This is a genomic window from Chitinophaga varians, assembly GCF_012641275.1.
GTDB lineage: Bacteria > Bacteroidota > Bacteroidia > Chitinophagales > Chitinophagaceae > Chitinophaga > Chitinophaga varians_A.
Window position 1 is genome coordinate 711,694 of the sequence record NZ_JABAIA010000001.1, and the last position, 14,118, is coordinate 725,811.

The following is a 14,118-nucleotide window of genomic DNA, read 5'->3' on the forward strand; positions in this document are numbered from 1 at the left end:
GATGTTTGTTATTGTTGTACCGGAGCCTGTGTGGAGTCTTTCACCGGTTTGGTGGCAGACAGCCACAAGTCAATGCTTTCACCGGCCCTTACCATGTTGAAGTCCCCGATTTCATTTCTGCGGGTAGGCACCTGCTTGATGATAAAGGCGTTGGCCGTATCCGTTACGCCCGGATCGATAATAATGGTACCTGCGCTCAGATTGTTGGCGTTCAGCATTTCACGGGCTTCCGTAAAGGTGAGGCCTACAAAATCGGGCACCGGATTTTCAATGCTGCCGGTACCGCTGCTGATGATCAGCGTAATATTGCTGCCTTCTGCTACAGGGGTGCCGGGTTTAACACGTTTACCATTGAGCAGCTGCTGCAGGATGGTATTAGTGGCGAAGTCCGGTTTATAGATGGTATCTCCCACATTGAGGCGCACGCTTTTCAGCACCATTTCAGCGCTGCGGAAGGTCAGTCCTTCCAGGTCAGGCATTTTCACCATGGGGGCCACTACCTTGTTGACTGTCAGGTAAATCGTTCTGCCGACTTTTACCCGCGCGCCTTTATCGGGAGTTTGTACCCATACAGACAAAGGAGGGATACTGTCTATGTAGATGGAGTCTCTTACATCGGCTTCAAATCCTGCCTTTTCCAGGAGGGCAATGGCTTCTTTCACACTTTTCCCCCGCACGTCCGGAACGGTCAGTTCTTCATTATGCCGGGTAATAACGCCCAACAGGGAGAAGAACAGCAGTGCCAGTCCAAAAAAGAACGCTATTACAATCAACAGGTTAATTCCGAAAGAGCGTTTGGTAATAAAGTCAAACATATTTTAAAATTACGAATTACGAATTACGAGTTAGGAATTACGAATTACGAATTACGAATTAAGCATCTGCTTTATTCATAATTCGTAATTCGTAATTTATTTCTTCATGCATTCTTCCAGCACTTCACCATAAAACTCCTTCAGGGTTTTACCGGCGGCCCTTACCTGTTGCGGCACAAGGCTGTTTTCAGACTGGCCAGGCATGGTGTTGGCTTCCAGGAAGTACAGTTTACCGGTGGCTTCTTCATAAATAAAGTCAATCCGGGTGATCCCTTTACAATTCAGTTTGTTATACAGCGCAGATGCTGTTTTCTGTACCAGTGCCGTGATATCGTCAGATACCGGCGCCGGCGTTATTTCGTTGGACACGCCTGGTGTATATTTCGCTTCGTAGTCGAAAAACTCCTTGCTGCTCACCACTTCGGTGATCGGCAGTACATTCAGGACGCCATTGGCTTTATAAAGACCGATGGTCAGTTCCCTGCCTTTGATAAATTCTTCGATGAGCACCTGGTTGTCTTCCTTAAAGGCTTTTTCGATGGCAGCAGGCAATTCTTCCGCTGTTTTCACTTTAGACATGCCGATGCTGCTGCCGCCTTCCGCCGGTTTCACGAAAACGGGCAAACGCAGTTCCTGCAAAATTGCTGCCGGATCATGCGGCTGGTCACGGAAGATATGGGCGGATTTGGAGACGTTCACCACATTGAGGGCCGCCACCACTTTATTACAGTAGCTTTTATTGAAAGTCAGCGCCGAAGTCACCATGCCACAGCTGGTGTAGGGGATGTCCAGCATTTCAAAGTAGCCCTGCAGACGGCCGTCTTCACCCGGGGTACCGTGGATGCCGATAAACACGGCGTCGAATTTTATTTTGTTGCCGCCTATATTCAGGGAGAAATCGTTTTTATCGATTTCATAAACAGCGCCGTCAGTGGCCGTATGACGCCATCCCTCCCGGGTAACGATGATTTTGTATACAGCGTATTTGCTGCTGTCCAGGTTCTTTTCTATAGTTTCAGCACTCTGCACGGATATTACATATTCTCCGGAATATCCACCAGCTACCAAGGCGATGTTCTTCTTCATAAGATAAATTACTATAAGCGGGTAAAGTTAAAGGTTATTTGTTAATTGTCAACAGCGGGTCAGCCGGCGTTTTCATTAATTTCCGGCCGTCGGCGGAACCCGGGCAGCCACAGGTACAAAAAAAGCCGTCCGGAACTTACCGGACGGCTTTAAATTAGGTGGCTCGCATATATTAGAGGTGCAGTCTGTCTTTCTTAGCCATCAGCTCATCTACTGTTTCCTGGTACATTTCGTCCGGAACGCAGCAGTCTACCGGGCAAACAGCGGCACATTGCGGTTCTTCGTGGAAACCCTGGCACTCTGTACACTTGTTAGGCACAATATAATAGGTGTCTACACTGATCGGGGCATTACGCTGGTCTGCGTCCATCTGGCTGCCGTCCATCAGGGTATAAGAGCCTTTTACGGTTGTACCATCGGCCAGTGCCCATTCTACACCGCCTTCATAGATGGCATTATTGGGGCATTCCGGTTCACAAGCGCCACAATTTATACATTCATCTGTTATCTTAATTGCCATAGAGTAAACTTTTTTAGTAGTAAGCCATTAATTTTGTGGACAAAAATAAAAATTCCCGGTTTAATTAAGTCAAATATTTATAACAGTTTCATGAACATAGCGGAAAAAGAAGCAGCATTGGTACGCCTGGGCCAGTATTTGGCCGGCAACAGTACGGAGTTGACAGCAGTAAAGGAACGTGCTTACTTGGCCAATGGCTGGTTCACCCCTGAATTTATTGATAAATCCATCGACAGTATCTGCCGGTACTACCTGGAACCGGCGGCCCTGCAAGCCTGGTTGCGGCAGTACCCTGCCACTACCGCGGATAGGGCGCCTAAAAAGGTGGGCATCGTCGTGGCCGGTAATATCCCCCTCGTTGGGTTCCATGACTGGCTCTGCGGATTCATCAGCGGGCACCATATCAAAATGAAGCTCTCCTCCAAAGATGAAGTGCTGATGCGTCATATCCTTGACAAAATGACCGAATGGTACCCCGAACAGGCCGAGCAGACCGAAGTACTGGAAATACTGAAAAACTGCGACGCCTATATTGCCACCGGCAGCAACAACTCCGCCCGGTATTTCAACTACTACTTTTCAAAATACCCGCATATTATCCGGCATAACCGTACCTCTGCGGCTATCCTGACCGGCCGGGAAACCGCCGCCGAACTGGAAGCGCTGGCAGACGATGTAATGCTCTACTTCGGCCTGGGATGCCGTAACGTGACCAAAGTAATGGTGCCGGAAGGGTATGACTTTGAACCGCTGCTTAAAGCACTCGGCAAATACGACTACCTGGCCGACCACCACAAGTACAAAAACAACTACGATTACAACCTGGCCCTGTTCCTGCTCAATAGCAGCGCTTACCTGACCAATGGCAGCATACTGCTTCATGAGGCAGCTTCCCTGTTTTCCCCTCTCAGCGTGCTGCATTATGGCTACTATAAAGATATACAGCAGCTCCGCGAAGACATGGCGGCCCAGGCGGACCTTCAGTGCCTGGTAGGCCAACAGTTTACGCCTTTCGGAAAAGCCCAGCAACCTTCCCTGTCAGATTATGCCGATGGGGTGGACACCCTGGCGTTCCTGCTGGAACTGTGATCATAATAATATTTTGAAGATCAATTAAGACAAGGGGCGAAGATCAGATTTGATCTTCGCCCCTTGTCTTAATGAATATTTTTTTCCGCTCTCACTGCTCTGTGCCGTCGGTGGAGTAACATTTTGTCAACCTTTTTGTTATATTGTCATTGCCCTGTGTTATCCTGTCAGCCTGTTTTTTAGCAGTATTTAACGATTGATATAAAAATCTGTTAAAGTAATTACGCCACTGTATGTTTCATTCGCTACCGCTACTAAATTTGTATCAAGGGCATATAAATTGATCTTATCTACGTTATTAAAAATATACTTTATTTAGTATCACAACGCTAAACACACTATAATATGAAATTCAAGCAAATTGTTACGACAGTGTTGATCAGTGCTGTTACTGCCGTTGCTGCCATATTTGTGTATGGCAAATACTTCGAAGGCAGACGCCCCGGCATTTTTCAAAACGGTTCCAATGACATCCCCGTAAACTATGCAAGGTACACCATGCCTGGCACTGACAACAGAGCCAATGCCGTTCCCCCCTCCGATTTTGTGACTGCCGCCAGAACAGCCGTTCCCGGCGTAGTGCACATCAAAACAAAAATCAATCCCCGACAGGTGACCAACGGACTTCAGAAAAGACGCAGCATCCTGCAAGACCTCTTTGGCGATGAGTTTTTTGGCGATGAATTCAACGGAGGCGGAGATGGCCGCCGTTATTACATCCCCGGCCAGATGGCTTCCGGTTCCGGCGTACTGATCTCCGATGACGGCTATATCGTGACCAACAACCACGTGATCGCCGACGCAGATGAGATCACCGTTTCCCTGGCCAATGAAAATAAAACCTTCAAGGCCAAACTGGTGGGCACTGACCCCAGCACCGACCTGGCTGTGATCAAGATACCCGCCAAGAACCTGCCTTACATGCTGTATGGCAACTCCGACAACGTGGAAATTGGTCAATGGGTACTGGCAGTAGGTTACCCGCTTAACCTCGACGCAACCGTTACCGCCGGTATCGTCAGCGCCAAGTCCCGCTCTATCGGTATCAATAAAAGCGGTGGCAGAATCAACAACTCCATCGAATCCTTTATACAGACCGATGCTGCGGTGAACCAGGGTAACAGCGGCGGCGCACTGGTGAATACCGCCGGCGAACTGGTGGGCATCAACTCCGCCATTGCCTCCCCTACCGGCTCCTATGCAGGCTATTCCTACGCGATCCCGGTAAACCTGGTGAGGAAAGTGGTGAATGATATCCTGAAATATGGAAGCGTACAGCGTGCCTACCTCGGTGTAAAATACGCCTCCCCTGCCGCCATCGCCGCTATGACCGATGACCAGCTGCGCGAAATCGGTGTAAAACGCGATGTGACCGGCGTGCAGATCACCGAAGTGATGGAAAACAGCTCCGCTGCGTCTGCAGGCCTGCGCCAGGGCGATATCATCACTAAAATCAATGGTGTGAGCATCGCAGGTTCCTCTCAGATGAGTGAGCAGGTGGCCCGTTACAAACCAGGCGACAAAATCAGCATTACCTATCTGCGCGGTGACAAGGAATACACCAGCAGCAATATCATTCTCCGCAATCTGCAGGGCAATACCGATGTGGTGCGGATCACCAGCCTCGACAGACTGGGCGCGGACCTTTCCGAGCTGACCAAAGAAGAGGCGACCAGCATTGGCGTAAAAGGTGGTGTCAGGGTAAATGATATCAGTACCGGTATCCTGAAGAAACAAACCAGCATGGTGCCCGGTTTCGTTATCCTGAAGGCTGGCAACACCGCGGTTACTTCTGTGAATACGCTCAGCACCATCCTTGAAAAAGAAAAAAATATACAACTGGTAGGTTTCTATCCGCAGAGAGGTGGTAACATCTACTATTACAATATCAATACCGGTGGCGCAGGTGCGGAAAACCTGTAATACCCGCTGACGACCTTTTTAAAAGAAAGCCCCGCTTCATATGAAACGGGGCTTTTCTTTTAAAAAAGTACAAGTAAAGTCTGGACAAACTAACAAGTAATAGCTAGATCTATGAAAACCCATAATGAAAATAAGATAAGTATATGAGGTTAGGTTACATGACCTCGTGAACAGCGTATTCCATACAGGGAACGCACAAAAAAGCCGGTTAAGCGCAAGGCCACCGGCTTAAAATCTTCAGTGTGAGACAGACTTACAGGTTGATCACTCCTTTCAGCTGGGTGAAAAACTCATCTTTTTTACGGGAGGAAATCGGAATATTTTTCTGGTCGCTCATCACCACCGCGGTACCCAATCCCTTGATAATCTTCACAATATGGTGAATATTGATCAGGAAGGATTTATGTACCCTGTAAAAGCCTTTGTCAGACAACATTTCCTCGTATTCTTTCAGGGACTTGGAGATCAGATGGGATACATTGTTGATCAGCTGTATTTTGGTATAGCTGTCGAAGGCTTCGCAATAGATAATATCCTTGAGGTCAATGACATTATACCCGTCATTCACGGGGATGACTATCTTGGAGAAGGCGTTATCGTTATTTTTAACGTAGTCTTTCAGAATAGAAGCCAGTTCGTTCAGTCTTCCTTTTTTGCTTTTCTTTACTTTTTCCAATGCGTCTTCCACCTCGCTCACCTTAATTGGTTTTAGCAGGTAGTCCAATGCCGCAAATTTGATGGCTTGTAAAGCGTATTCCTGGAAGGCAGTGATAAAAATAACCTCAAAGTTCAGCACCGGGAACATTTCCAGCAGTTGGAAACCGTTATGCGGAGGCATTTCAATGTCCAGGAACAGTACGTCAATGGGGTTGTTTTTAATCATTTCTGCCGCCTCATTGATATTCTGCGCTTCTCCGACTACGGTAACATCCTTACAATAGTTTTCCAGAATATTGCGCAAAATATGAATGTTGCGGACTTCATCGTCTACAATGGCAGCTTTTATATTACTCATAACATCTTAACAATGGGAATCAGAATTTCAACTAAGGTACCTTCCTTATTGCCGAAACCAGATTTAAATTTATCAATAATTTCTAACTTTCCAACACTTCCATTAAAAGATTTTATAATCTGCAATCTTTCCTTTATCACGCTGAGCGCGGTAGATTCGTGTTTTATCAGCCGCGAGCTTTTGATACTATTGGACTTGTCCCAGCCTATTCCGTCGTCGTCCACAGAGCAATAGAGCAGATCATCCACCATTTCTATCCGGATTTCGAGGTAACCGGCGCTGTTCTTGGGCGCCAGGCCGTGTTTAATGGCATTTTCCACGATGGGCTGGATGATCATGGGTGGAATATATATGGTATACTCTTTTAGCGACTCTTCCATAATGAAATGATAGGTAAAGGAGTGCGCAAATCGTATTTTCTCCAACTCCAGGTAACGGGTCAGGAAGGCGATCTCTTCTTCCAGCGAAATATACGATTTCCGGGAATTATTTAGCATCTGGCGCATCAGGGTGGCAAAGTCTGCCAGGAAATTGAGCGCCTGCTTCTCCTCTTTTTCCAGGATCAGGTGCTGCACCGAGTTCAGCGAATTAAAGATAAAATGCGGGTTCATCTGGTTAGTCAGTGCTTTGGCTTCCAGTTCCGCGATGCGGCGGTTGTATTCCGTCTTTCGTTTTTCCGCTTGTTTGATCCGCTTCACGATAAACCGCAGCACGACCAGGATCGCCAGCAAGCCCGCCAGGAGGAGAATACCCCGGGCCCACCATTGCTGGTACCATTGCGGCAGGATATTGACATTCAGGCTGAGCGGCTTGGACCAGTCGCTTTTATATTTTCTGGCCCTGACCATCAGCTTGTAATAACCGGGCTGCAGATCGGGGAAGGGGATAATATTGGACATGGTGGTGACCCATCCGCTGGTGGTGTCCCCTGAAAAGTTATACTGATACTCCACCAGTTCCGGCAGGTCGAACACAATGGTGCCGAATTCGGCTTCGAAAGAAGCTTTCCGTTTATAGAGATGCACGAAGTTATCTCCCGGCAGATAGGTACTGTCGCCGTACCGGATGTTGCTCAGGTAGATCACCGGTGGTACGGTGTCCACCGGCAGGTGGTCTCCCTTAAAATAACAGAGGCCGTTGGAGGTGGCGATGTACAGGATGCCATCATCGTAATAAACGCCCCGGATATCATCAGACATGAGTCCGTCGTTGGAGGTGATATTACGGACAATGTGCTGTTCTTTCACATTGATGACCGAAACACCTTTATTGGTGGCCACATACAGGTTCTGGTGGCCATCGTAATAGAGCTGCTGGCAGATATCGCTGGCGAGGTTATTGGCAGATGACAGGTGTTTGATGACCGTATCGCCGTGCATCACGTAGATACCCTGGTCGCTGGTACCTATCCACAGGTAGCCGTCAACCCACTTCAGGTCTTTGATGCTGAGCTTGCGCAGAGAATCATTGGTAGCGGGTTTCAGGGTACGGGTGCCATCGGTGCAGGTAAACAGGCCGTTGTTGGAGCCGACGAAATACATAGAGTCGTTGACGCTGGCGATAGAGGTAACGATCATGTCCAGGTCCCCGATCACATAGTCATCCAGGGCGATCACCTGATTTTTGGCGGCTATCCTGATTTTCCCCGCGGGGGAGATGTCCACGTCTTTCAGCATTTTCACCGCTTTCAGCTGCGATGCTTTCTGGGAGGCGGTATTAAACAGTACCAGTCCGTTGTCTGTTCCGATCAGGACTTCATTTTCCTTGTAGGGCAGGATCGAAAGCAGGCTGTTGCGGCCGCCGGCGGTATCGAGCGTGAATTGCCGGGTAACGCCGGTACTGCTGATGGTATTGAGGATACCGGCATTTTGCCCGATCAGGAGCATATCTGTTTTTTTGTCTTTACAGATGCTGAAGATGGAGTGGGAATAGAGGCCGTTGGTATTGTCCAGATAGCTGAAATAGAAGTTTTTGTAGGGGATATTGTACACGCCGTCGCCGAAGGTGGTGATCCAGATATTACCATCGCGGTCTTTCAGCAGGGAGGTAATATTATGGTTATCGAGGAGTTTGGTGATTTTTTTATCTCCCTTAAAAAAACCTTTGATATAGTACAATGCGCGCTGGGTACCGATCCACAGGTTATCGTTATCGATGCACAGGTTGCTGATCTCGTCTTTAATGCCCCAGTCTGCACCATTGAAGAAGCAGCTGATTTTCTGGGGAGTATAGGTGTACAGGGAATTACGGACCATCAACATCGGCGCATTGCGTATGGTGTCCGCGTTTTCACGGTCAAACGGGTACGGGCATACGGAGTATATTTCCTGCGTGGGATTAGTCGGGTCGTGGAGGTTCTCTACATGAAAGGCTTTTTGCAGCGGGCGGTAGACCTTTCCGTTGCGGAGCAGGTAGAGGAAATTGGTTTCGATATCACGTTTATCGTATTCCGTGCTTTTTCCGTTATACGTTACAATGCGGTTATTGGAATTAAAGAAATACACAAAACGGGCATCCCCTTCAAAAGCGTATTGCATGTAATGGCTTCGGCCATTGAACTTCAGGGAGGCGTCATTGTCTTCGTTGTGAATATAGGTATGATCGTAGAAAGAGAGTTTTCCGTTGAGGGTAAAAAACCATAGTTTTCCTTGTGAGTCAGCGGCGAGCTTGACCACATCATTATCGGGGAGGCCGTCCTTTTTGGCGTAGTTACGAAAACGTTTACCGTCGAACTTACTGACACCGGTGGGTGTAGCAAACCAGATGAATCCGTCTTTATCCTGTACGGCGGCATAAACAGTAGCGTTAGCCAACCCATCTTTTACATTATAGTTGCGGATCATCAGGCCCTGGGCCTGTGCGTTGTAACCTGTGCAAAAGATGACCAGCCACCATAACAGTATGAAACGGGTAATGGACATCAATGATGAATTACGAATGACGAATGACGAATTACGAATGAGGGCTGCCAATGACGGAGGGTTTCATCAATAGCCGGCCGTTCGTAATTGCTATAACTACAAATTACGAACTACGAATCACCAATGGCTTTTCATTCGTAGTTCGTAATTCGTAATCTGTAATTGATTTTAGTATGCTCTGGCAAACAATACCCGTTCTTTGGACGGTTTACCTGAGAAAACGCAGATACCTGCTTCCTGAGGGTTGTCCAGTGGTATACAACGGATAGTTGCTTTTGTCAGTTCTTTGATTTTTTCTTCTGTTTCAGCGGTACCGTCCCAGTGGGCGGACACGAAGCCTGCTTTTTCATCCAGTACTTTCTGGAATTCATCGAAAGTATCTACGCGGGTGATATGTTCGTCCCGGTAGGTTTGTGCTTTGGTGAAGAGTTGCTGTTGGATTTCTTCCAGCAGCTCACTGATACGGCCGGCCAGTCCGTCGAGGGAGAGGCTCATTTTCTCTTTCGTATCGCGGCGGGCTACCTCGGCCACGTTGTTTTCGAGGTCTCTTGCGCCGATGGCTATACGAACAGGTACGCCTTTCATTTCGTATTCAGCGAATTTCCAGCCTGGGCGGTTATTATCAGAATCGTCATATTTAACGCGGATACCGGCTTTTTTCAGTTCCGCCACGATTACGCTTACTTTTTCATCGAGGGCTGTTTTCTGGTCAGCGCCTTTATAGATAGGTACGATCACCACCTGGAGGGGTGCGATGCGGGGAGGCAGTACCAGGCCCTGGTCATCGCTGTGAACCATGATGAGGCCTCCGATCAGGCGGGTGGATACGCCCCAGGAGGTGGCCCATACGTAGTCCAGTTTATTTTCCTTGTTGGAGAACTGTACATCGAAGGCTTTCGCGAAGTTCTGGCCGAGGAAGTGGGAGGTGCCTGCCTGCAGGGCTTTACCATCCTGCATAAGGGCTTCCACACAATAGGTGTTGACAGCGCCGGCAAATCTTTCGCTGGCGGTTTTTACGCCGCGGATGACCGGTACGGCCATGTATTGCTCAGCGAAGTCAGCGTATATGTGCAGCATCTGTTCTGTTTCCGCGATGGCTTCTTCCGCTGTGGCATGGGCTGTGTGGCCTTCCTGCCAGAGGAATTCGGCCGTACGGAGAAAGAGGCGGGTGCGCATTTCCCAGCGTACCACGTTGGCCCACTGGTTGATCAGCAGGGGGAGGTCACGATAAGATTGAATCCAGTCTTTATATGTATTCCAGATAATGGTTTCAGAAGTGGGACGAACGATCAGTTCTTCTTCCAGTTTAGCTTCCGGGTCTACCACTACCCCACCGCCGTTGGGGTCGTTTTTCAGGCGGTAGTGGGTCACCACGGCACATTCCTTGGCGAAGCCTTCCACGTGGGCGGCTTCCTTGCTGAGGAAGCTTTTGGGGATAAACAGCGGGAAATAAGCGTTCTGATGACCTGTTTCCTTGAATTTACTGTCCAGGACGTCGCGCATTGCTTCCCAGATCGCGAAGCCATATGGTTTGATCACCATACAGCCTCTTACGGCAGAGTAGTCTGCCAGACCGCCTTTCACCACCAGGTCATTGTACCATTTCGAATAATCTTCCGAACGGGCTGTGATCTCTTTACTCATAAAAAATAATACTAATTTATATTCCTTTGTCTTTTAGTAAAAATTTATCAAATTTGTCTAGTCAAAATTATCCTCCGGCGGACCGGAAAAAGGTGTCAAACTGGCTTAGTTTTTGCCTCAGATATTTAAAAAGAAAATGTTACAAACCTACATGAAAATCATAAAGGTGCAAATAGTCCGGCCAAAATAAAATAACCCGTTCGGTAATTGTAACTTTGTTCCCTGATATCCGTTATAAAATTGTAAATTTACTATATAAATCACGCTAAAAATATATTTCAAATGAAACCTATACTATACATTGCACTGGCTGGTTCGTTCGCTCTGGGCGCATGTTCCAGCACATACAAGACGGCCCAGACACCGGACGATGTATATTATTCACCTCGCCAGCAGCAGCGTACCTATGCTTCCAATAATGGTTCCAACGGTAATTCTGTACAGGATGAGAACGGCAGATATACAGATGCGCCCGATGATGGCGGCACTTATGTGACGTATGACGGCGATCAGGGTGATTATCAACGCCGGATCAACCGTTTTGGCAGCAACGCCAACACCTACAACGGTGGTTATTGGGACGGCTATAACGCGGCCAGCAACCTTTACATGGGCAGCGGCTTCGGTTATGGCTTTGGCCCGTACAGCAGCTTCGGTTACAGCAGCCTCTGGGGCCCTTCCATCAGCATGGGCTTCGGCTGGGGTTACGGTGGTTTCTACAGTCCATGGAGCATGGGCATGGGTTGGGGCGGTTATCCCTACATTGGTTCCTACTGGCCTTACTATGGTGGCTACTACGGCCATTATTATCCATACTACGCAGGTGGTTACTATGGCGGCGGTTATTATGGTGGCGGCCACTACGGCGGTGGTTACTATACCCGTCCTGCCAATTCATATGGACCGGTGAGAAACAGCAACGAACGTATCTCCCGCACCAACTACACTGACAACAGCGGTGGCAATGCCGGCGGCGGTGGTTATTACCGTCCTTCCAGAGGCGCCACAGCACCAGTGAACGGCGGTGGCAACGGCAACTATGTGCCGTCCAACACAGACCGTCCACGTCGCATATTCCAGCAGTCCAGTTCAGAAAGACCAGTTATCTCCCGTCCTTCCTACGATAATGGCGGCGGGCGTATCAACAATAATAACGGTGGCAACTATTCCCGCCCATCCCGGGTGGAATACTCCCGTCCTTCCATGCCTTCTCCATCACCCAGCTACTCAGCACCCAGTGGCGGCGGACGCAGCAACACCGGCGGCGGTGGTGGTGGCGGTGGCTACAGCCGTCCTTCCAGAGGCGGACGTTAATACCTGACGAATTCAAGATAAGCGTAGCAAAAAAACTACGCTTATCTTTTTATAGGACATAAGTTTTGCCTATTTGTGAACGTTATAGCTGTCGCAGCACGTTATTCAGCAGACATACTGCCAATACATCTCAATTTTTAAGTTTATAGTATTATGATTAAAAGAATTTACCCTCTTTTAGGAGGACTCTTTTTATCCGTTACCGCAATGGCGCAGAGCTCGAATGACGCCCTGCTCTACTCTCCGAACCAACCCTTCGGAACAGCAAGAGCACAATCACTGGGAGGCGCAGGCATAGGCCTGGGCGGCGACTATTCCTCAGCACACTCTAACCCGGCCGGTATCGGCATGTTCAAGACCGGTGAGTTCCTCATTTCTGCCGGCTTAGGTTTGACCAACAACTCTTCCAATTACCTCGGTAATAACCAGCTGGACAACAAAGGCAACAAGACCAACTTCCAAATGCCCAGCGTTGGCGTCATCTTCGCCACCAACAAAGGCACCGGCGAAAATGCATGGAACAACGTCACCTTCTCCCTCGGTTATACCCGCATGGCCAACTACAACAATAAAATAGCTGTAGCCGGTTATAATGACAAGTCTTCTTTCTCTGACAGCTGGGTAGACCAGATGTGGTACGAGAATAAAGACGGTCTCAATAACAATTACCCGCTGGGTGGCAGTATCGCCTACCGCGCCGGCCTGATAGACATGTTCAAACATCAGAACGGTACAGAAGAAGTAATGAGCAACGCTTCCCCAACACGGCCCACCAACAGTCCCACCGATTACCTCACTGCCGTTCAGCAACGGGGCACCCTGGAAACACGGGGAGGCCTGAACGAATTTGCGTTTGCAGTAGCCGGCAACTATGGTAACCGTTTATACATCGGCGGTAGTGTGAATGTTCCCAACGTTAACTACCGCGAGGACTTCACTGTCATGGAAGATGATGCCACCAACAACGGCGGCAACCGTCCCAATAACGATTTTGGCTACTATGACTACCGTCAGTACCTGAAAAGGACCGGTCTTGGTATCGGCGCTAAATTAGGCGTGCTCTATAAGGTCAGTCCCCGCTTCCGTCTGGGCGGCGCCTTCCACACACCGACCTACTACAGCCTGCATGACAGCTATACCGCTGACATCGAAGTAAATACAGAGAACTACATGGGCAAACAGTATGTTCACTCCAACGACGTGACCAACGGTTACCCTGTAGAATATGATTACAACTACGTAGCGCCTCTCCGCGCCATGGCAGGTGTTACCTACTTCTTCGGCGACATCACCCACGTAAGCAATACCCAGGGTTTCATCACCGCGGATTATGAGTACGTGAACCAGTCATCCGGCAAATTCAAAATGAGCAACGCCCGTGATAACGAGAAATCCCTGAACGACAATATCAGCGCTATCTATAAAGCCGTATCCAACGTACGGGTAGGCGCTGAACTGAAATTTGCCACCCTCTACGCCGTAAGGGCCGGTTTTGCATGGTATGGCAACCCATACAGCAACGACGCCTACAACGCCAATACCGACGCCTCCCGGAAAGTGTACAGCGCAGGCTTCGGGTACCGTAACAAAGGCCTGTACATGGACCTTGCTTACAGCTACACACAGGGCAACGACCGCTACCGCCTGTATACCAGCACCGTTCCGGCACTCACACCTGCCGCCGCCACGCTGGATTACACCAGAAGCAACGTGGTACTGACCATGGGATTGAAGTTTTAATCAGGTAAAAGCCCTGATCTGCGATATAATAAAAAAGCTGGCCTTAAAGCC

Annotated in this window: 10 protein-coding genes; 4 read left to right on the forward strand and 6 right to left on the reverse strand. The window is 48.8% G+C overall.

From position 1 onward, the window contains the following. Nucleotides 1–8 precede the first annotated feature (8 nt). From HGH92_RS02910 to HGH92_RS02920, 3 genes are all read right to left on the reverse strand, one after another. Nucleotides 9–815, reverse strand: a complete 807-nt coding sequence (locus HGH92_RS02910) for a PASTA domain-containing protein (RefSeq protein WP_168869257.1) — start codon at nucleotides 813–815, stop codon at nucleotides 9–11. A gap of 96 nt (nucleotides 816–911) precedes the next feature. Continuing rightward, on the reverse strand, nucleotides 912–1,901 hold the full coding sequence (locus HGH92_RS02915; protein ID WP_168869258.1) for a D-alanine--D-alanine ligase: 990 nt from the start codon (nucleotides 1,899–1,901) through the stop codon (nucleotides 912–914). Nucleotides 1,902–2,073: 172 nt separating this feature from the next. Continuing rightward, nucleotides 2,074–2,421, reverse strand: a complete 348-nt coding sequence (locus HGH92_RS02920; protein ID WP_168869259.1) for a 4Fe-4S dicluster domain-containing protein — start codon at nucleotides 2,419–2,421, stop codon at nucleotides 2,074–2,076. A gap of 90 nt (nucleotides 2,422–2,511) precedes the next feature. Between HGH92_RS02920 and HGH92_RS02925 the strand changes: the two genes are divergently transcribed. Together HGH92_RS02925 and HGH92_RS02930 are read left to right on the forward strand one after the other, a co-directional pair. Further along, entirely contained in the window at nucleotides 2,512–3,510 is a 999-nt protein-coding gene (locus tag HGH92_RS02925; RefSeq protein ID WP_168869260.1) for an acyl-CoA reductase, read from the forward strand. Between the two features lie 345 nt (nucleotides 3,511–3,855). Next, nucleotides 3,856–5,433: a trypsin-like peptidase domain-containing protein gene (locus HGH92_RS02930; protein WP_168869261.1), complete on the forward strand. Its 1,578-nt coding sequence runs from the start codon at nucleotides 3,856–3,858 to the stop codon at nucleotides 5,431–5,433. Nucleotides 5,434–5,686: 253 nt separating this feature from the next. On the opposite strand, the gene HGH92_RS02935 is transcribed toward HGH92_RS02930, so the two are convergent. The 3 genes from HGH92_RS02935 to proS all read right to left on the reverse strand — a co-directional run bounded on the left by HGH92_RS02935 (nucleotide 5,687) and on the right by proS (nucleotide 11,013). Further along, nucleotides 5,687–6,448, reverse strand: coding sequence for a LytR/AlgR family response regulator transcription factor (locus HGH92_RS02935; RefSeq protein ID WP_078672331.1), 762 nt, complete (start codon nucleotides 6,446–6,448; stop codon nucleotides 5,687–5,689). Continuing rightward, nucleotides 6,445–9,369: a two-component regulator propeller domain-containing protein gene (locus tag HGH92_RS02940; protein WP_168869262.1), complete on the reverse strand. Its 2,925-nt coding sequence runs from the start codon at nucleotides 9,367–9,369 to the stop codon at nucleotides 6,445–6,447. The genes HGH92_RS02935 and HGH92_RS02940 overlap by 4 nt, the downstream gene beginning before the upstream one ends. Before the next feature lie 168 nt (nucleotides 9,370–9,537). Continuing rightward, nucleotides 9,538–11,013, reverse strand: a complete 1,476-nt coding sequence (gene proS, locus HGH92_RS02945; RefSeq protein WP_168869263.1) for a proline--tRNA ligase — start codon at nucleotides 11,011–11,013, stop codon at nucleotides 9,538–9,540. A 282-nt stretch (nucleotides 11,014–11,295) separates the two neighbouring features. Between proS and HGH92_RS02950 the strand changes: the two genes are divergently transcribed. Next, nucleotides 11,296–12,327, forward strand: coding sequence for a hypothetical protein (locus HGH92_RS02950; protein WP_168869264.1), 1,032 nt, complete (start codon nucleotides 11,296–11,298; stop codon nucleotides 12,325–12,327). A 207-nt stretch (nucleotides 12,328–12,534) separates the two neighbouring features. After that, nucleotides 12,535–14,067, forward strand: a complete 1,533-nt coding sequence (locus HGH92_RS02955) for an OmpP1/FadL family transporter (protein WP_168869265.1) — start codon at nucleotides 12,535–12,537, stop codon at nucleotides 14,065–14,067. The last annotated feature ends 51 nt before the right edge of the window (nucleotides 14,068–14,118 follow it).